Origin of the sequence: Hyphomonas sp. L-53-1-40 (assembly GCF_000682775.1) — a bacterium.
GTDB lineage: Bacteria > Pseudomonadota > Alphaproteobacteria > Caulobacterales > Hyphomonadaceae > Hyphomonas.
Genome location: NZ_AWFI01000017.1, coordinates 1 through 20,113 on the forward strand (window position 1 = coordinate 1; position 20,113 = coordinate 20,113).

General features: G+C 56.7%; 14 protein-coding genes and 1 pseudogene. All 15 read right to left on the reverse strand.

The window, feature by feature from the left end; genetic code table 11:
- Positions 1-844: P-type conjugative transfer protein TrbL (gene trbL / locus L53_RS12120; RefSeq protein WP_034815827.1), on the reverse strand; the 844-nt coding region annotated here is incomplete at its 3' end.
- Between the two features lie 4 nt (positions 845-848).
- On the reverse strand, positions 849-1,574 hold the full coding sequence (gene trbJ / locus L53_RS12125) for a P-type conjugative transfer protein TrbJ (protein ID WP_034815828.1): 726 nt from the start codon (positions 1,572-1,574) through the stop codon (positions 849-851).
- The gene (gene trbE, locus L53_RS12130; protein ID WP_034815830.1) at positions 1,559-3,988 is read right to left on the reverse strand and encodes a conjugal transfer protein TrbE; all 2,430 of its coding nucleotides are present in this window, start codon (positions 3,986-3,988) and stop codon (positions 1,559-1,561) included. The genes trbJ and trbE overlap by 16 nt, the downstream gene beginning before the upstream one ends.
- Entirely contained in the window at positions 3,982-4,254 is a 273-nt protein-coding gene (locus tag L53_RS12135) for a VirB3 family type IV secretion system protein (RefSeq protein WP_034815831.1), read from the reverse strand. Before L53_RS12135 ends, trbE begins: the two co-directional genes overlap by 7 nt.
- Positions 4,254-4,565 carry a TrbC/VirB2 family protein gene (locus tag L53_RS12140; protein ID WP_034815832.1) on the reverse strand — a complete coding sequence of 104 codons (312 nt, stop codon included), beginning with the start codon at positions 4,563-4,565 and terminating at the stop codon, positions 4,254-4,256. Before L53_RS12140 ends, L53_RS12135 begins: the two co-directional genes overlap by 1 nt.
- 5 nt (positions 4,566-4,570) lie before the next feature.
- Positions 4,571-5,587: a P-type conjugative transfer ATPase TrbB gene (gene trbB, locus L53_RS12145; protein WP_051607903.1), complete on the reverse strand. Its 1,017-nt coding sequence runs from the start codon at positions 5,585-5,587 to the stop codon at positions 4,571-4,573.
- On the reverse strand, positions 5,580-6,041 hold the full coding sequence (locus L53_RS12150; protein ID WP_034815833.1) for a hypothetical protein: 462 nt from the start codon (positions 6,039-6,041) through the stop codon (positions 5,580-5,582). Before L53_RS12150 ends, trbB begins: the two co-directional genes overlap by 8 nt.
- Positions 6,038-8,101 carry an IncP-type conjugal transfer protein TraG gene (gene traG, locus L53_RS12155; protein WP_051607904.1) on the reverse strand — a complete coding sequence of 688 codons (2,064 nt, stop codon included), beginning with the start codon at positions 8,099-8,101 and terminating at the stop codon, positions 6,038-6,040. The genes L53_RS12150 and traG overlap by 4 nt, the downstream gene beginning before the upstream one ends.
- 197 nt (positions 8,102-8,298) lie before the next feature.
- Positions 8,299-8,686 (reverse strand): annotated as a pseudogene (locus L53_RS12160) (nuclear transport factor 2 family protein).
- Positions 8,687-9,170: 484 nt separating this feature from the next.
- A complete protein-coding gene (locus L53_RS12165) occupies positions 9,171-12,734 on the reverse strand; it encodes a P-loop NTPase fold protein (protein WP_034815836.1) in 3,564 nt (1,187 codons plus the stop codon).
- A gap of 326 nt (positions 12,735-13,060) precedes the next feature.
- Positions 13,061-15,604, reverse strand: a complete 2,544-nt coding sequence (locus tag L53_RS12170) for a S8 family peptidase (RefSeq protein ID WP_034815838.1) — start codon at positions 15,602-15,604, stop codon at positions 13,061-13,063.
- Positions 15,597-16,796 (reverse strand): AAA family ATPase, encoded by a 1,200-nt coding sequence (locus tag L53_RS12175; protein WP_034815840.1) that lies wholly within the window; start codon positions 16,794-16,796, stop codon positions 15,597-15,599. Before L53_RS12175 ends, L53_RS12170 begins: the two co-directional genes overlap by 8 nt.
- Positions 16,797-17,119: 323 nt before the next feature.
- Positions 17,120-18,925, reverse strand: a complete 1,806-nt coding sequence (locus L53_RS12180) for a DUF3363 domain-containing protein (RefSeq protein ID WP_051607905.1) — start codon at positions 18,923-18,925, stop codon at positions 17,120-17,122.
- A gap of 89 nt (positions 18,926-19,014) precedes the next feature.
- Positions 19,015-19,755 (reverse strand): S26 family signal peptidase, encoded by a 741-nt coding sequence (locus tag L53_RS12185; protein ID WP_051607906.1) that lies wholly within the window; start codon positions 19,753-19,755, stop codon positions 19,015-19,017.
- Positions 19,756-19,836: 81 nt separating this feature from the next.
- Complete coding sequence (locus L53_RS12190) at positions 19,837-20,052, reverse strand: helix-turn-helix domain-containing protein (RefSeq protein ID WP_034815844.1); 216 nt, start codon at positions 20,050-20,052, stop codon at positions 19,837-19,839.
- Positions 20,053-20,113 lie beyond the last annotated feature (61 nt).

Genomic DNA, 20,113 nt, shown 5'->3' on the forward strand with positions numbered 1-20,113 from the left:
CCACGCCAGCGGCTGTACCGATAGCGGCCCCAGCCCCAAGTTGTGGTGCCCCGGAGACAAGGCCCGTGGCGATGCCAGGCCCGAACAGGCCAAGGGCCAGCATGGCAAGCGAACCGAGGATGACGGAAGCGGCCTGTTCGAGCGTTACCTCATCTGGCTGGAAGGTCGAAGTGATGGAGGAGAAGATCGTCGAGCCGATGCCGACAATGATGGCCAGCACCATGAGCTTGATGCCGGACGCGATGACATTGCCAAGGACTTTCTCGGCGAGAAACGAGGTCTTGTTCCAGAGCGCGAACGGGATCAGCACGAACCCGGCCAGTGTCGTCAGCTTGAATTCGATAATGGTGACGAAGAGCTGGATCGCAAGGAAGAAGAAAGCGAGGAGCGTAATGATCCAGGCAAGGAACAGGACCGCGATGATGACGATGTTCTGGAAGAAAGCGATCGGGCCGGTGAGCTTTTCGATCTCGTCGAGCAGGGGCAGGGCCGCATCGAACCCGGTCGCGGCAACGAAGCCCGGCTTCATGATGTCGTCTGCGGTGATCGTCCCGCCGGTCGCGTTGAGCCCGAGCTGTGCAAAACTCGTGAACACCACGTCCGACAGGAGCGCAAAATTGCCGAGGATCAGCGCGAACGCGCCGACATAGAGCACCTTCTTCAGGAACCGTCCCACGATGTCCGTGTCCGGCCCCATCGCCCAGAACAGACCTGCCAGCGTGATGTCGATGGCAATCAGCGCGCTTGTCAGGAACGCGACATCCGGCTGCAGGAGACCGAACCCGCTATCGATGTAGGCGGAGAAGGTCGCGACAAACTGGTCGATGACACCCAGGTCTTCCATGGCGCTAATCCCGCCTGTAGGCGACGCCGTCGCCGCGGAAGCGTTTGTGACGGATGCGGGCCTGTTCCTCGATGGCGGCCCGGCGGGATTCTTCGAGCGCCACCATCCGGTATTGCGCGGCCATCAATTGCTGCATCTGCATCTGTTGCTCGACGGACAGCGCGACCAGCTGGTTGCCGGCCTGGGCCACGGACAGGTTCCCAGTCGCGGCCTGGCTCTCACCAACAAGATCGGTCAGCGTCTCACGGGACTCCGCAATCGAGGTCACGATCCCCGACTGGACCTGGATCGACGCCCGGAAGGCTTCGCGGCTGATCCGCCACTGGTCAGCAGCCTCAACCACGATCTCCGCATTGGAGAGGTCCCCATAGGAATCCGGGAACGCCTCTTCATACTGGCGCTCAGACTCTTCGACTTCGTAAGTCACCTCACCGGCTTCGCGCATCAGCGTGTCGATCCGTTCGAGCACGCGTTTCAGGTATTCGATTGAGGCATAATCGAGCCGTTTCAGATTCTCGGCCTGGTTCACCAGCATCTGCGCCTCATGCTGGAGTTGCTGGATCTGGTTGTTGATCTGTTCGAGCGTGTTTGTGGCGGTCACGATATTCTGAACGAGGTTCGTCGGATCGATCACGACGTCGCCGACGCCGAGAAGAGCGTTTGCAGGCGGCGCTAGTCCAACAAGCGTGGACACTGACCCAAGAAGAAGGGCGATCATTCGGCGGCGCATGGCACGTCTCCTTCTGTCCCGATCAGGTCTGCGGCCCAGTGAAGCCCGCGCGCGTCCAGCCAGGCTGGTGCGAAGCTGTCCGGTCCTGCAGATGCATGGATTTCCGAAATCAGCTTCTGGTCGGCCTTCGAACCGGTAGTACAGAAGGCGAGCGCCACCGGCCCGAGATCAAGGTCGAACAGGCGATTTCCATCCGGCGACTGAACATAATAGTCCCGCTTCGGGGTCGCCCGCGCGATCAGTTCGACTTGGCGCGCATTGAGCCCGAAGGATTCGTACGTTGCTTGTTGCGACGGCTCTTCCGCGCGCGAATTGGCCAGGAAAATGCGGGTCGGGGCGCTTTCGATCAGGCTCGGCGCAATTGAACTTGCAGAAATATCCGACAGGCTCTGTGTCGCGAAAACGACCGAAACATTCTTCTTGCGCAATGTCTTCAGCCAGTCGCGCAACCGTCCGGCAAACATGGGGTGATCAAGGAACAGCCATGCCTCGTCGAGAATGAGCAACGTCGGCTTGCCGCCGAACCGTGCTTCGAGCTTCGTGAACAGGTGCGCAAGCACGGGCGCGGCGAGCCGCTTGTCCTGCATCAGCGCGTCCATTTCGAAGCAGAGCATGTCTCGACAAGCCAGACTGTCCTCATCGGAATCGAGCAGCGCGCCGTAGGGGCCTTCGAGCGTGTAGGGCTCCAGCGCCTGCCGGAGTTCCGGAGATTGTACCAGCGCCACGAGACCCGTCAGTGTGCGTTGCGAAACAGGCGCCGCGCCAAGGCTCTGCAGCGCCGTCCAGACAGCCTGTTTCACCTCTGGTGTGACCGCGACATTCTCCTGAGCAATCAGACCCAACACCCAAGCCTGCGCTTCGGCGATCCCGGCTTCGCTATCAATGTCCCGCAAGGGCTGGAACGCAAGGTCGCCGTCGAGGCCGAGGTCGTACCATGTTCCGCCAAGCGCCAGCGTCGCACATCGCGCCGACCCGCCTTTGTCGAAGATGAACACCTGCGCTTGTTCGTAGCGCCGGAACTGCAGCGCCAACAGCGAGAGCAGCACCGACTTGCCGGCGCCGGTCGGCCCGACCACCATCATGTGGCCGACATCGCCCTGATGGGTAACCAACCGGAACGGTGTGGAGCTGGCTGAGCGCGCCATCAGGAGCGGTGGGCCGTCCAGGTGCGTGTTGCGCTCCGGCCCTGCCCATAGCGCGGAGAGCGGCGCCATATGGGCGAGATTGATCGTATTCAGCAGCGGCTGGCGGACATTGGCATAGGCTTCACCCGGCAGCGTGCCGAGCCAGGCTTCGACCGCGTTGACGCTTTCGAAGACGCAGGTGAACCCGCGTCCCCGGATCACGCGCTCGACGGCCCGGATCTGGTCTTCGGCTACAGATGCATCTGCATGCCGGATAACAATGGCGGTCGTGCAGTATCCGAACGCGACATGACCCGCGCCAAGGGCTTGTAGCGCTTCATCAGCATCTGCTGCCTGATTGTCGGCATCGGTATTGAGAAGCGTTGCCGGCTCATTGGTGAGGATTTCTCGCAGATAGGAAGTGAGCGACCGGCGCTTGGCGAACCAGTTCCGGACATAGGCATTGAGCGTCTTCTCGGCCTCCGGCTTGTCGAGTGGCAGGAACCGCGTCACCCAGCGATAGACAAAGCCGAGTTGGTCGAGGTCTGAGAGCAGTCCCGGCTCGCCGGTTGCCGGGAACCCGTTCACGGTGAGGACTTTCAGCGTCTCCTCGCCAAGACGAGGGGAGAGTCCGCCCGTCAGCGGCGTGTCGACCAGGAGCGCATCGAGGCACATCGGAAGCGACGGCGCCCGTACCGTTTGCCGCGTCACCGAAATGCAGGCATGCAGGTAGGTCAGCGTCTCATCATCATCAAGGAACCGCGCCTCCGGCATCAGGTCCGCCATCATGTCGCGCGCCCGGGATGTTTCGGTTTCGAAATGGGCAAGATGCTCGGTCCAGAAGGCAGCGGGTGCCTCTGCCGGATCCTCGATGAACAATTGTTCGATCCGGGCCGTCCGGTCTGCCGGCGGCATCCAGGTCAGCGTCAGGTAGCAATCCGTCTCGAAGTGGCGTCCATGCTCTTCGAAGGCTGCACGGCGTTCTTCGTCGACCAGCCACGCCGCACCATCGCACCAGACACTTTCCGGATAGGTGACGGGTGGCCGCCGGTCGGCTTCAATATGCAGCGCCCAACCCGAGCCGAACCGGCTGAGGAGATTGTTCATCCGCGCGGTGACGGCGACCAGCTCTTCCGGTGTCGAGCTTTCCAAGTCGGGTCCGCGATAGGCAATCGTGCGCTGCAGACTGCCATCCTTGTTGAGGATGATGCCCGGCGCGATCAGGCAGGCCCATTTGAGGTGATCGGCAAGTGCAGTCGGCCGGGCGCGGTATTCACGAAGATTCAGCATGCGTAATAGCCCCTTGTGCGGATGTGCCGGATCAGCACGTCGGCAAATTGCGGATCGCGCCGGGCGGCGAACACGCAGATCCCCTGCGCCACGACCCAGAAGACGAGCCCCACGCCCCAGAGCTGCAGGCCGATGCCGAGTGCGGCGGCCAGCGTGCCATTGACGATCGTCGCAAGCCTTGGCGCACCTGCGAGGAGGATCGGCACTGTGAGCGAGCGATGGACCGGCACGCTATAGCCGGGGGGCAGGGGGCGGTTGTCAGCCATCAGAGCGTCGCCCCACCGCCGAAGGAGAAGAAGGACAGGAAGAACGAGGTCGCGGCAAAGGCGATCGAGAGGCCGAACACGATCTGCAACAGCTTTCGCATGCCGCCGCCGCTCTCGCCGAAGGCAAGGCCAAGGCCGGTCAGGATGATGACGATCGTCGCGAGGATCTTGGCGACCGGCCCCTCGATGGAGTCGAGGATCGATTGCAGCGGGGCTTCCCAGGGCATGCCGGAGCCAGCCGCATGAGCCGGGAAGGTGAGCGCGACGGCAAAAGCCGTCAGGCTCAGGGCTTTGATCAGTCTGTATTTCATTTGGGTTACGTCCTTTCTGGAGCAGTGGAGAGAAGCGGTTCGGAGAAGGGCAGGCTCGGCAGGACGAGCTGCAGGTCCGGCTGAACGGGCACGAGGTCGTAGCCGCCCCGTCCGAGCCCGTTCATGTGGGCGACCGTCTCGACGCGGTGCGCGCCAGCGCACCGTGTGATGAAGACGACGCAGTCGATTGTCTCGGCGATGAGGTCATGCGGCACCTGCGCCGAGGTCTCGCCGATCAACTGTTCGAGCCGGGAGAGTCCGCCATGGGCGGAATTGGCATGCAGGGTGGCAATGCCGCCCGGATGGCCGGTATTCCAGGCCTTCAGCATGTCGAGGGCTTCAGCGCCCCGGACTTCGCCGATAATGATCCGGTCGGGGCGTAGGCGAAGGGTCGAGCGGACAAGATCAGCCAGCGTCACCGATCCCGGCTGCGTGCGCAGCTGGACGGCATCGCGTGCCGTCGAGACAAGTTCGCGTGTGTCTTCGAGTATGACCAGCCTGTCGCCGGTCAAGGCAATCTCGGCAAGGAGCGCATTGGCGAGCGTTGTCTTGCCGGAGCCCGTGCCCCCGACAACGAGAATGTTCTCGCGGTCCAGCACGGCTTGCCGCAAAGCTTCAGCATGATGCGCTGGCATCACGCCGGAGGCGACATACTCATCCAGAGCGATCACCCGCCCGGCAGGTTTGCGGATCGAGAAACACGGCCCCGGCGCCACCGGCGGCAGGACGCCTTCGAACCGCTCTCCGCCCATGGGCAATTCGGCCGAAACGATAGGGGAGGCTGCATCCACGCGTCGGCCCATATGGCTGGCGACAAGCCGGATCACACGTTCCACATCGCATGCAGTCACGATCAGACCGGACTCGGTCCGGCCGGACCCATGCCGCTCGATCCAGAGCCTGCCATCGGGATTGATCATGATTTCGACAACGGCGGGGTCGTCCAGCGCTGCAACAATCTCGCTCCCCAATGCCGTCACCAGCATGGCGCGTGTTCGTGTCTGGCTCTGTGCGTCACGCATCGATCCGCACCTCGCCCAACTGTTCGGGCTCGCTCTCAAGACCTGTCGCTTCTGCTGTCACGTCCTCCACCGCATTCTGAAGAATGCGCTGTCCGGAGCGCAGCGCCTCGGCGACTTGCCGCACGAAGAGGTCGAACCGCATGTCGCCCTTGGCGCGGGCCGCCTCGACCTGGTTGGCAGGTACCGGCGGCGTCACCGTCAGGAAATAATGCACGAAGGTCGCGAGCGTTTCGGCAAGGACGAGATTGTCCCGCTCGATCCGACCGAACTGGCGTGTCAGCCGGTCGAGACGTCTATTGATCGCGGCTTCGCGTTGATTCTCCGCTTCGCCAGCCCGGTAGGCCGTCACTGCCCCGTCGACGATAGTGCTTTCTGACAGGCCGGGGCGTTTCGCCATGGCTTTGAGCCAGTGAAAATTCTCTGGCGAGATATAGGGCTGGATGCGGGGCTTCATTGACCGTTCCCCGTCAGATCAATGCCAGTCGCCTGTTCGAAGCTGTCGGCCTGCACAAGCGCATCGAAGAGGCTTGCCTGCAGGGGATTGCGCGCCTGTGCCCGAGGCCTGCCAGGTTTCGAAGGTGACGCGAGCCGCGCCCGATCCTCGGCCGCATCGCGCGCCTTCTGAGGCCCAAGGCCCTCCACATCAGGTTCGAGCTCTGCGGCCTGCATGAGGCCTTCATGGATCGCGCGAACTTCGGACCCCCAATCATTACTCCGCGCGTTCGGAATGCAGGCTGCGAAGGCAGGGGCGTCTTTGAGGCGTTCGGTAAAGTTCTGGTCTTCAAAGTAGCGGAGCTTCATCGCCCGCACCGGAGGTGAGCCTGCGACAAGGACAAGCTCCTGATCCGAAGGCAGCTGCATCACCTCGCCGGGGGTCAAAAGCTGGCGGGCGGTTTCCTGGCGCGAGACCATCTTGTGCGAGAGCCAGGGTGCCAGCCGGTGGCCGGCATAATTCTTCATGGCCCGCTGTTCGGTCTTGGTGCCGAGTGCATCGGAAATCCGCTTCGCCGTGCGCTCGTCATTTGTCGCGAACGCCACCCGGACATGACAATTGTCGAGGATCGCATTCGAGGGACCATAGGCCTTCTCGATCTGGTTCAGCGACTGCGCGATCAGGAAGGCTTTCAGACCATAGCCGGCCATATAGGCGAGCGCGCTCTCGAAGAAGTCGAGCCGTCCGAGGGCAGGGAACTCGTCCAGCATGAACAGGACACGCCGGCGGGGCTTTGCTTCAGTCACCGACACTTGAAGAGCAAGGAGCCCGCAAGCGCTAAGGATGTTTGCCACAAGCGATCTGCCACGCGAGAATACCGAAGGACGTATCTCCAGATGTTCCGTCAGCCGCCGTCCGACCTGGTTCAGGATGAGGCGCATCAGCGGCTTTGTACGAGAGAGGTCCGAGGGTGGGACGACCAGGTAGAGCGAAAGTGGCCGGTCGCCGGACACAAGGTCCTCGATCCGGAAATCACTTCGCGAAGTCACTTCCGCAATCACCGGGTCGCGATAGAGCGACAGGAACCGCAGCGCCGTCGAAAGCACACCTGAAAGCTCGTTTTCCGACTGGTTCATCAGTTCGCGAGCCGTCTCGGCAACAACGGGATGAACCTTTGGCGTATCGCTGGTCCCAAGATGGTTTGTTCGGAGCATGATCGACAGCGTCGTGCGGAACGTCCGGTCGGGATCGGCAAGGAAACTCGACACCCGCGCCAGTGTCTTCTCCCGCTCGGCGTAAAGGACATGCAGGATGACGCCGACGAGTAGCGAGTTCGCCTTGTCGACCCAGTGGCCGAGATCGCCAAGCTTGCCCTGCGGGTCCACGAGAATGTCGGCAATGTTCTGGACGTCCCGAACTTCGCAAGGACCCCGCCGCACTTCCATCAGGGGATTGAAATGAGCCGAGGCCACGTCGGTCGGGTCGAACCGCAAACAGTGGGAGAATTCTGAGCGCCAGCCGGATGTCAGCTGCCAGTTCTCGCCCTTGATATCATGCACCAGAACCGAATGCGGCCAGGAGAGAAGCGTCGGGACAACAAGGCCCACACCCTTGCCTGAGCGGGTCGGCGCAAAGGCCATGACATGATCCGGCCCATCGTGGCGGAGGTAAGAGCCCTCAGCCTGGCCGAGAAACACACCAGCAGGCTTTAACAGTCCGGACTTGCGCAAATCCTTGCCTTCCGCCCAGCGCGCCGAACCGAAGGTCGAGACCCGCTTGTCCCACCGTGCCCGGAGGATCGAGCCTGTCACCGCAATTACGATGGCGGCAACGCCGCCTGATCCGGCAATCAGCCCGCCCCGGTCAAACACATCTGGTGCATAGGCGTCGAAGGAATACCACCAGCCGAAGAAGGCCCAGGGTACGTACACCGGCATGTCAAGGATGACGAAGAGCGGCTCCCCCAGCCGCGGCGACCAGTCAAGCATCGAAGCCGTCCATTCCGTCGCGCACCAGAGCGCCAGGAGGACAACAGCCAAGACGAGGAGGATCTGCCAGAAGAGGTTCGTGCCATGTTTCATGACGCAGAACCTGACCAATCACCGCCTCAGTCTCCAGAGAGGAAATAGGGGGAAATATGTGGGGTATTCTGAAGGTTTGGGAACAGCCAAGTGGCGAGCGGGAAGTTCCGGGAAGAATCCGCGGGCGGAATTATCTTCCATTCCAACATCGAGTAGCTGCCGTTACATTACTCCACCTCGCTTTTTAACCCAGGTGCTCATGCATCAAGTATGGATGTGCCGTAGGAATTATCTACCACAGAGAGCCAGCAGCTCTCAGCCGATCTGCGGAAAACATAGGTCGCCCCCCGAACGATAGGTTTGTCTTGTCCTTCGACATCAAGAAGCGTTTCCATGATGACCAGCGCAGTATCTGCACGTTCGATCACCTCAATCCGTCCCTGCCTGACCTTCAGTTGATTTTTGAGGTGCTCCGCAATGGCCTCAAAAGCTGTTCGCATCTGATCTTTGTCGGTTGCGTTCATTCCTGGCTTTACGACCAACGTCGCATCTTCGGCATAGAATTCCATCAAGCTATCGAAGTCCATCTGCGGTGATGGCCTTATCTGCGGCTTTGATCATCGTCTTCAGTTCATGATCGGACATGTTCGTCCCCTTGCAGCCCCGGAGACAGAACAGAGAAACCCGCCTCTAGAGCGGGTTTCTCTCACTGGACGACTAGCGTGCGCTCCCGTCAATCAATGATGAGCGAGAATAATCGAAAGACTAGATTTGAAACGCTTGCCCATGCCTGGCATGCGAGCGGCAGAGCTTCAATCGACTTCTCTGAGTTTGCTTCGTCTGCAAAGCGGTCAGTCGACAATTGTGAGCAACATAACCGATTTTCATTCTCATCCAGCGGCGCCCAAATGTCGTTGCCTCGGGCATAGACCGAGACTCGGCGAGACTCCACTGGTTCGATCTGATTTGTCAGAACTATGTGTCCGCTTAAATAGGCGGACGCTTATCGACCGCCACATCGCAACACATTCACGATCTCCGCGCGTGTCGCAAAGGCACCCAGACCGAACGCTTCCCTAGCAAGAGGGGCATGACTTGGAAGATCGGATGTTCTGGTCGTCGGCTATGCTTATGGCTTAGCTTCGTCTTCGGAATCAGCTGAAATGGGGTCTGTAGGCGGTGACTTCGGTGCAGGAAGTTGAAACTGAGTTCTAAGTTTTGCCGCCCAATCGACAGCCATCATTTCGCCGGAATCTTCGAGAGCGGAGATAGCGTTTACTACTTGGTCCTTGGTCTGTGACGACGACTTGCTAAGGGCTTTCGAAAGGTCCTTTGCCTGCGCTTGCAGAAATCCTCGGGCGGAATCCGATCTGCTCTCAATAAGGGGAAGAACCAGCTTTTCGAATAGCCGGTCAGTAGATTTGGAGAAATCCAACGTCATCGCAAAATCATGGAAGATGCGGAAAAAATCTTGGGCTCCTTGCGAGGTGACGACGCACTCCTCCAATGAGGTGACGAAATCGTCTCTGACTCTTTGTCTCGATGCAGGGGCGATCTCCATCGGAACGTGACTGAAAAGCTTTTCTGAGACTTTGACGCTCACTTCCCCTTCAAGTACACCTGTCAAAAATGACAGCAATGCCGGGCGAAGTGACGAAACGGGAATATCGAACCCGTTTTCTTGCACTTGGAAGGCTAAATGACCCAAGGCAACTTCATCATTGTTCAGCACATTTTTCCATGACGATTCGTCCAGATTGGAAAAATACTTTCGGATTTCTTCGGATATCGGATTCCACCCACCCACTTCAAAATCTTTGGCATCGTGAAGCAGCGAAACAGGAATGAGAAGTATTTTTGCATCCCTATGCTGATCGATGATTTCCCCAGCTGAATCCGCCAGACGCGATAGGAGTTTTTTGCGGTCGTTGTCAGATAGAATGTCGGCAAGGGAAGGGTAAAGCTGTACGATTTTTTCAATGTCAAAGGCGACGGCATCGTCCGACATCAAGGCGGTCAAAAAGGTCTTCGTGTATATGCCGGAATTTCCTTCGCGTGAAGTTTCTTCTGCCCAGCGTGTTATCAGTCCGGTGGTGACTACACGTTTAGAAATACAGCCTATGTATTCTTCATCTGTAGCGAGCTCTCCGCTTGCTTTATCAAGCGATGCCCATGCTGCGGCAAGATCACCCATCTCGTGGGGGTTGGGTCTGTTACTCCTAATTTGTTCAGAGGTACGAGTTAGCGTCATTAAGAAATGGTAGAGCGCCGCAGTCTTGCTTTTTCCTTTCTGCTCAGCTTGATGGCGATGCCATGCCAATGTTCCATCGTCACAAAGCGATCCGATTAAGCCGTCCGTCTCAGGATATTTATCCCTAAGTGCGAGGAGTAGTTCCGCGTAGCGCTCGAGATACAGTGAAGGATCGGGCTTGGTGCGGAGCTCTTGCGCAATTGCTTCTCCAATCTGTTTCGTGGCATCAATCGTTATGGCGGGCGATTTCGCAGAAACAATTCGAGTAATGGCTCCGGGGAGTTTGACAGATAGATTCACTGCTCCCTTGTCCAAACCCGGCTGATCCACGTCGGCTTTGAAGTCACTGAATTCGATAAGTTCCGAGTCTGCCGTCCCAAGCAGCACTCCCAGCATGAACTCAGTCATTTGTTTTGGCGGTTTGGGGAACTCGATTGCAGCAACAAATTCCTGTAATTCAGCTTTCGTGAGGCGTGTATTCAGTTCTTCGACAAACACGTCAAAGAGTTCAAACCATTCTGTGCCATGTTGCTGCTTCAAATCATCGCCGCTCGGAAAGTTGGACGTGCTCCACTTGGTAAGAAGACGAGCGGTCTCCTTGGGATTGTCGTTCGAGGGCTCCCCAATGAAGTGTGCCAACCCTTGATAGCTATCGAATTTACCCGGCTCCGCTTGTCTGAGGTCTTCCAACGAAATGCGCAGTTCTCGCCAGCAAAGCCTTATGGCTTCAGATTCTTGATTGAGCGAACGAAGCGCAGTTGCGACATTTGCTAACCGGTCAACATTGTCCCGACTCCAGGAACCTGAAATGGACCGGACTTGAGATACGACCGCATTGTTGAAAATGGCTGTCTTTGCATATTCATCGAGTTGCCCGACGTCAGCAATTTCCAATGCTTTTCGGATGCTCGGGCCGAGTAATACCTGTGCTGCCTTGTCGAGATCTACATTGAAAACAAGAGCAGAAAGATGTTTTTGCCAGTCTGTTTGGTCGACAATCCGGACATAGGAGTTCGGGATGGAATCTGGCCGAATGAGTGATTGAGGATTGCTCTCAATTCCTGTGCGAAACAAGCTGTAAAGCGCAAGGCTCTCAATGGGTATCGCACCTTTCCATTGGTTCCATAACGTACCAATGGAATTTATGAATGAGATAATTTGGCGAGGCGTGGGATACTTATTTGACCCACGGCATTGTTCGTCGAAAAGTGCAAATAGCTTGTATCGCGCTGAGGCCGACACTGACCGCTTGGTCTGTTCTTCACCGCCAAATAGCTCATTGAGCTTGGAGTAGAAAAATCCTTCCCAATCCGTTGAGACGGGCGGTGAAACTCCGATAGTTATATCAAATGTCTTCGCGATTAGTTCTGCTGCTGGCGCACTTCGATGTTCGAGATCTGGTTGATGTGACACCATTCCGTCAGCATTTTCCGAGAATGTAACAGGAGCAAATTTTGTTGTGGCCTGAGCGACCAAATCTGCGTCGTAGGGCACAATGGCCGTCACTGACGTTTCCTGCTTGCATCCATATGGGCTCGAAATGGCAAAAACTGATCGCAGTTCAGCCCATATACCAACAATCCTTTCCGCAGGTAGTCGATCAATATTGTCAAATACAATAACGATACGGTTGTCTTTGGACTGAGCCTTCTCAAGGATGTCGCGGAAAATTTTCTGAAACTCGAGTGAGGAAGGATCCTCTTCGCGTATGTTCTGCTTTTCAGTACGATCTTCAACCTGATTCCTGAATATGGAGATAGTCGAAGAAGCGGCTTGCCCCCAGGTCTTTTTCTGGAAGAGTTTTGCAATGACGAACCGCAGAATAAGTAGTCCGTAAATCGCAATCGAAATGTATGCCGCAACCTTCCAGCCGACAGGTGGAACTTTCGCATTCACCGCCGCAGAAAACGCAATCGGACTTAGCCACGTCACGATAACAGGAAACATTGGTGCCAAAAGTAAGAGTACCGCACCCGTCAGGGAGAACCTTCGTTCAACATCGTACCGGACAGTCTTTACGCGGTCTCGTATCCGATCCTGAAAATCCGACACATCTTGTTTCGACAACAGAGTCTTACTGCTATTGTTCTTTCGCCGAGCACTGGCCCACTGCAATAGTTCTTCAAGAAATGATCGTTTGAACACGTCCGATTGGTGTGCCCATAAATCATAGCACATAAGGTGGTGCGTTAGTCCCTTCGTATTGGACGCTTCCAGTTCTGTTTCCGCGAATCTGATGACAGTTGACTTGCCGGCGCCCCATTTTCCTTCCAATCCGATCGCACCATCGCGATTGGCCATTTGTTTGACTGCGGCCGCCAGAGCAGTTGCAGACCGACGATGCCCATTGCCTTCAAAGCCATCTTCCTCTGCAGGAGAGTCATGCAGAATGATTGCCTCCGGCAGGTTTGAAGCCACCTCTTGATCTTGATCGCTTTTCATCACTTATGTTTGCCCTGCTTGCAAATTGTCAGCCTAATTGTTGCCGTTATGTTCCAGTTCGGTGGCGGGCTCAACCCATTGTTGCAAAACATCCCCAAGAATGGTGAACGCTGAATCGGGATATGAATCAGAAATGCAGCCTGGAGCCTGTCAGCCATAGAGTGAAACCAGCCCGCCCCGGTCCAGACATGGGTCTCAGAGCATCTCAGAGCAGAAGAGCGAAAAACTCCAGCCCCGAATGAGGGCACGTTGGGGAGCAGTCCAACTGCGATTTCCGCTCTGACGTGAGATTCTTGATAATTAAATGCGAGCAAGTCGGTATCGGATTAAGTACGTGTTGCGATTCTTGCCGCGGTGCGAATATCTTCCACTTTTACATTTCGGGAAAGGAGTGATTGTCGCATTTCGTCGAATATCGGGGCGTCGCCCTTCTTATCGCTCAGTGTGAGGACTGCAGTAAATGGAACCCCTTCGTCGGGAAAGGCTTCGCCCGCACGTGTTAGGTAATTGATCTTCATCCGCCAACTTGATGACTTGCCTCTACCCTTGGGTATGTGGAGCTTCCAAGCCTTTACGGGACTCCATTTTAGAACGTGTTCAATTTGCTTTGCCTCAAACATCGGGTCATCATCAGTTTTTCCTGGTAGATAGATAGGTTCCATTTGTCCCTTCCAGCTGACGGTTCCATCTGAGGTAATTTGTTCTTGCTGGAGGCTCGCAGATAAATCAACTCGAACAAATTCCGCGCCGTACCGGCGGTCTAACGGGGGTGTGGAAACTAATGTTAAGGCCGCATCTCCGCGACACTTTCCGCTAGGCCCTACCAGTGAAGCCGGCCACGTGAAATCAAACACGACTTGTTGCTCACGCATAAGGCGGCTTGCGAACACTAATGTGATTTGGTTTTCTTGGCCTTCCAGAATGGTATGAGAATCAGCCGGGATACCAAATCCAACAAGGTCGCGAGCTACTGTTGCAAGTGATTTGTGATTGAGAATTTGCGGAAGTTGGGCACTATGAAGAAGCAAAGCCACAAGTGTTTCACGGGAGACATCTCCTTCAATCTGGTGGTCAAGCAGTGCTAACGTCTTAGCGACTTGCGGCGCTGCGTAACTTGTACCGCATCCCGTCGTCAGGGACCCGTCTGGTAGGAGAGATCGTAAGCCCAGCCCGTTGATCGGGCACGACGTTCCTGATCCACCTACTTGCGCAACGTCAGGCTTCACTGCGGCTCTTATTCCTGGACCTCTTCTTGAGTATCTTGCGGGCGCGCCCGCTACGACGTTAGTTAAATGTGGTGGGTTAACCGCGGCGACCGTAACCGACCGGACGGACTCGGCGGGAACCCAAATCCCGTCGTTTCTAGAAGTTGCTAGATCGGCGAGGGCGATTTCGCGATCGATATTCCATTCAGGGCGAGTGTCAGGATCATCTGCATTCCCTGCCGAGATTACGAACAGAACATCATTGTCTTCGGATACCTGATCGATCTTTTCTGCAATGAGGCTGTAAGAGTCTAGTGCAACCGGATTTTCTACGTTCAGGCTCAGATTGAAAATCCGCACCCCGTGTTTTGCTTTGGCGTCTGCCACCGCCATTTCGATTTCGTCGAAGAACTCCAATGCGCCGTTTGGATAGTAGGTTTGGAATGCATCAGCGACATGCTCGCTTGGCAGAACGCGTATGTCGACGATTTCTGCGCCATCGTCCTCGACGCAGATCGTGTTCGAATTCGCAGATTTACCCGCAATGACAATGCCGCCAATAAATGTGCCGTGTTCTACGTCTGTGTCTTCGTCGGCCAATGTATCCCAGCGATCCAAGACCCAGTCACTGAGGCAATCCGCGACCCCCCCGTCAACGATTCCGATTCTTGGGTATTTTTGGCCGATTATTCTTTCGGGCATGAAGAAAAGCTGAGTTTGAGAAAGTCCCTGTCTTCGGATAGGACCATGAACTGATGGTGTGTCTGTACGACGAACTATAGGTGGGAGCGCAACTGACCGCACCAGCGGATGGTTGTCCAAGAACTTCAATAACATCGCATGTTTTGATATATCTTGGCTAATATCACCAGCTGCCCGGGCTGTTCTCGACTGCGATACGGATGAAAGAAAGGCGAGCGTTGGGCCGGCATCTTGGTTGGAAAGCCGAATGCCAACGTTGGATGCTCGAGGCCTGGCTGAATCTAGTCGGCTCGCCACCAATCCGCTGAACTGTGGCATTGATAATCCAGACACAAAAGATTGATAAAGTTGCTGTTCATCTCGCGGCAAACTATCCCACAATGGGCGGGCTGGAGGATACTCAAAGAGTTCTACGATGTAACTTCCGCCTGTTCGTTTGTCCGCCAGCCAGATTACAGCAGTTTCAACGTCGAACTTACGTCGATCAGCACTCGAATATAGGGAAACTTTTTCGATCGCTCCAACTTCACTGCGAAGGCGTGAGGGAGCAGGGATGACTTTTTGCTTTTCTTCGTCAAACTTACTTTGTCCGATGTCTTCGGCATCGTTTACCAGCGAAGCAATCGTTCGCAGAGCTGCTGGTCTTGCCTTGACTAGAATAGTCCCTAAATCCTGTCCCCCGATTGTTGGGCACAGAGTGGGTGTAAACAGTTTCTGGATGGGCCGATGGCCTTTGGCCAAAGCTCGACGGCGCAGCTCAACTTTGACTATTCCAACTGAACCGGCATCCTGGCGCGAAATCGAATCAGATATAGAGTTAATCTGTGCGCGTAATATGCTCTTGTGCCTTTTGAATCCTGCATCGTTGTTCCAATAGAAATCAGTCGACGGGCCTCCTCCGCCGCGGTCTCGATCAGTCTGAAAATCTCTGTCATTGAGGATGATTTGGATCGGCCTAGACAACTTCTAATTCGTCTCCTGTGTCCAACTTCTGTAATTGGCGACTGATCGTTGATTTGTCTCGACCAACCATTTCCCCCAATTCGTCGTTGGAAAGGCGCAGGGTACTTTCAGTCTTGAGGGCCTTCAGCATCTGTGGGGTGCCCGAGAAGAGCAGTTCACGTCTTTCACCGCTTATACGTGCACTGTTGAGAGTCGCGAAACGCTGAAGCATTTCAATTAAGGGGATCGGTTCACCTGCGCTGAGCGCAATAGATTTCTTGTACGTGCGAACCAGCGTTTCAATTTCGGCTCCAGTTGCTCCTTCGGTGAACCACGCGATGAGTCTAAGATGAGAATCGGGAACTGCGAGCGGAGTAATAAATCTGCTTGCAATACGCTTTCGGACTTCGAAAGATGGAGAAGGTACCTCCAATTGAATTTCAAACCGCCGCCAAATAGCAGGGTCTAGCAAATTGGGATGATTGGTTATTCCAACCGTAAGTCCGCGATTACCTCGAATGTCTAGATTTTGAAGGAGAGCGTTCACGACGCGCTTGATCTCACCCACTTCCTGAGGGTCATCTCTCAGTTTCGCAATGGAATCAAATTCGTCCAGAAGCAGAACGCATTGGTACCGGTTTGCGAATGTGAAGAGGTTGCCGATGTTTCGAGCCGTCGTTCCAAGGAAAGAGGATATCAGCCCATCAATGCGGGCGACGACTATTGGCAGGCCTAGCGTCTTCGCGAACGACTTCGCGAGTTCCGTTTTGCCGGTTCCAGGTGCTCCATATAAAAGACAAGTCTGGGCAGGCTGAATATCAACGGCCTGCAGTTCCTTCCAGTGCGCCCACTCTTCGATAGTTGTATCTATCGCCAATTGGATATGCTCAGAGAAAATAGGGGCGCAATCCGTAATGTCCTCTGCAAAGATGATCTCTGCTAGAGCTGCTGACGTCTCGCGATCGACCGGAGGTTTGACAGAGCGTGTCATCGGCTCGCCGGCTCCGGCAGAAAACGAGCGAGAAACTTTAGTGGGCAGGATTTCAACCGTCTTATCCACGCGCGACAGCAATTGAGCGAGGCGAGCCGCCTCCCTTGTATTGCCGTCAGCAGCTAATTCGTCCCGCAGTCGCTCGACCTGCTTGCGCAATGCCGGTGTCGGGCTCGCGAGAGCCGAGCGACATAGGGCGTGGATTATTGTGAAGTGCTCCATCATGTTCTCCTGATGCGAGGATGATGTATTTCGATGCATTATACAATCAAAAAGATGCAATATTTTGCTTAATGATGCATTAATTTTCTCGATCGGTGTGTTTCCTGTTATAGCCGTGTCCCAATCCAAACTGTGTCGGGCCCGTTGGTGATGACGTTCATGAGCAGTGAGCGGGTGGCATGCTCCAGCATGTCGCTTTTGCGGGCCACGCGGTATGATGTAGAATTCAGCGGTCATCTAACGGGTGATATGTTGTATTGCCGTATCGTCTGGGCGGGGCACCACTCGGTGGCGCAAGGCTGCATCTGCCCCCCCTTCCAATATTAGTCTCCAATCCCACGCCCCAACGCCCCCGAAATCCGCCCCCCGCGCACAACACCCGACACCGCCATCCCGCGCCGCTGTTCCAGCACCTGCCGCCACGGCACAATCGTAAAATCCCGCTGACGCTCAATGACCGCAAACTTACCGCTCACCCGCGTCACTGGCTCGCGGTAAGTCCCGTCGACATGACCTCGCTCCGGTGCCGGCGAATACGGCTTACCGATCTCTTTGCTTAATATTCTTCCCGCCTGCGCAAGATCGCGCTTCAGCAGCTCTGTTTTCTGTGTCGCAGACAAGCCAATGCCAGCCTCAGCCTTTAGTCCAATCCCCGCCAAGAAGGCCCGCCTCTTCATCTTCGCCTCAGCCACGTCTTTCCCGTATCCGCGCGGCACGCCTGAAGGGGCAGGGGCCTCGTCCAGCCAAGTCACACCCAGCGCCGTTTCCTGCTCTCTCAGGCCCAGCTCCGAGCGAACCAACACCTGCGCCGCCCGGAACCGCGCTTGTACCCGCTCATACGCTCTCGCGCGATCCAGATAGTCCGGCGGAATTTTCCACTCCGCATCGGTCGTCCGCTCGACGTGGCCAGCGCGCCGCAAAGCTTCCAGCCGGCGCACATGGGCCGCGACAAACTCCGGACTGGATCGCGGATCATCGGCTTGATGCAGACCTGCCGAATAGGTCCCGCCATTCGCGCGAGCGATCCGGTCAATCGTCACGTCCGACGGCTTTGGCTCAAGGTTTGGCGGCGACACGGTGATGATCGCCCCGCGCTTTACTTCCTCGGCCTCGCCCGCGACACCCAGCTCCACAAACACGGCACGTCCATCAATCCCGTCGATGATCGCATAAGCGCGATCATGCGCTTCACCCGTCAGCCCGGTCTGCAGCACCGCACCTGTCACGCCCCGGCCATCCGGATCAGACTTGTCGAATACGACGTCCGCATCGAGGCGTCGGTCGCTGCCCCCGGCGAGCGCGCGATTCATCGTCTTGATGATGTCGTGTCGCTCGGAAAGCCCACGCAGGACCTCGCGGAAATTCTCCCGCATCTGCCAGCGTCCAGCCCCAAGCTTCTCGGCAAGCCCAAGGCGTACCAGAGTCCGCAGCCGTGCGGCATGCAAGGTGCGATAGTGTGAGGGACTATCCTTCAACCGAAACTCATGCTCGGGGCTGACCTGCCGCGCAATGAAATGATCGATCCGTGTCACGCGCTCTGCAGCGACTTCCGATTGAAGTTTGCGTTCCTGTTCAAGTCTTGTCTCCGGGCCAAGCTCAAGTGTCACCAGGTCCTCCGCACGCTCGCGGATTCCATGAGAAATATAAGCCCGCGGCATGACGAGGTCCGAGCCATCGTCACGGCGCCCCCGGATGACAAGGTGAGCATGCGGCCGACCCGTGTCATGGTGGACTGCGCCGACCCATTCGAGCCGTGTGCCAAGGTCGGATTCCATCTGCGAAACCAGGTCGCGAACGGAGGGCTTGAGGTCGGCCATTTCGACGCCGTCCTCGGGCGAAACAATGAACCGGAAATGGTGCCGGTCGTCGGTAATGGATTTGATGAGATCGGACGCGTTGGAGTCTTCGCTCATGGCGTCAAAAAGTTTGCCACGATCCTTCTCCTCAAGGGCTGCGTCGCGGCGGATGTAACCGATATGCGCGGCCAGTGCCGCCACGCTCGATCCTGACATCCTCACGATCCGCGCCTTGACGATGACGCGCCTCTGTCCGCCGCGTGGACCGATACGTGGCCGGGCGGGCAGGGCCGTCCGGCGAACGCCGCCGGCCGACGACAAGGCTTTCGTCATCCGCGCCAAGTACGTCTTTGCGCGTCCCCCTGATCCGGTGGACCGAATCCTGCCAGGTCTAGGGGTAAAGGGATTGTCCGGCGGCGTACTCATTCGGGCTCATCCGGGGGAAAACAGGTCAGACTGAGGGCGTGGAACCATGCTAATCCGTTGTCGTTATTGAGGTCTCCATCAGACCACAGAGCTGCATGCCTGTCTGTGGAACCATAAAAATCGATGTGCAGACAAGGGTGTAGACCCTGATTGGCTCCATGAGCTTTTATCTTGCATTCCGTTCTGCCCCCAGTTTCCTCAATGGACGCCTCTGTAAGTTTCTCCCGAGCGTCACCCATCCATACGGCCCGGCCAATGATGTCGCCCTCCCTGACCGCTCCAAAATACCGCCCGTCAAAGGAGTCTGGTGTGCGATCAGAAAGGAGCAGCACCTCACCTGCCTGAAGCTGCCTGCAGGCCCTCCAGGGAGACGGCAGGGCACGTTCCATTCTATCTGCGGATAGCAGGCGAACAGTTGGCGTACCGTTGATGAGTAACACACCGTTAGCCGCACAAACCGTGTCCCCTTCGAGCGCCCGGACGGTCTTGATCACAGGAATGCCTGACGCAAGATAACGCCTCTGGATCGCGAGTCTCGAAGCCGCCTCCGGCAGGTTCGAAACAACCAGATCACCCCGCGAAATCACCTTCAAAGGCTCAACACGATACCATCCCAACGGCGCACTTTCGCTCGGATTGTAAAGCAGGAGCGGCGGCAAAACCCCGGTCGCCGGAAGGCCAATCAATGCCACTCCGATCACAGAAATTCCGCTCCAAAGTGCTGCGCGAAGGCTCATGATTTACCTTTCCCGTCATTGGGAAAATGCGTCCGTCGTTCCATTAAAAATGCGAAGAAACCCGCCTTATCGGCCCCAAATTCACGCGCCATTTCCTGATCCTCGCGCGCGATTCCAGACCGTCGAATACTCGTTCAAATCATCGACATGATAGACGACGGTGCCGCCATGTTTTCTGTATTGCGGTCCATTGTTCGACCAGCGCCAGTTCTCCATCGTGCGAACGGTGATGCGCAGATAAGCCGCCGCCTCTTTCGTCGTCAGGAAAGGACTTGGACGTCCTCTTGCCTCGTTCATTCCCCGTACCCCGTCTTGCCGGGCACAAATCAACGTGGCGGCTTCAACACGTCCCAGAAAA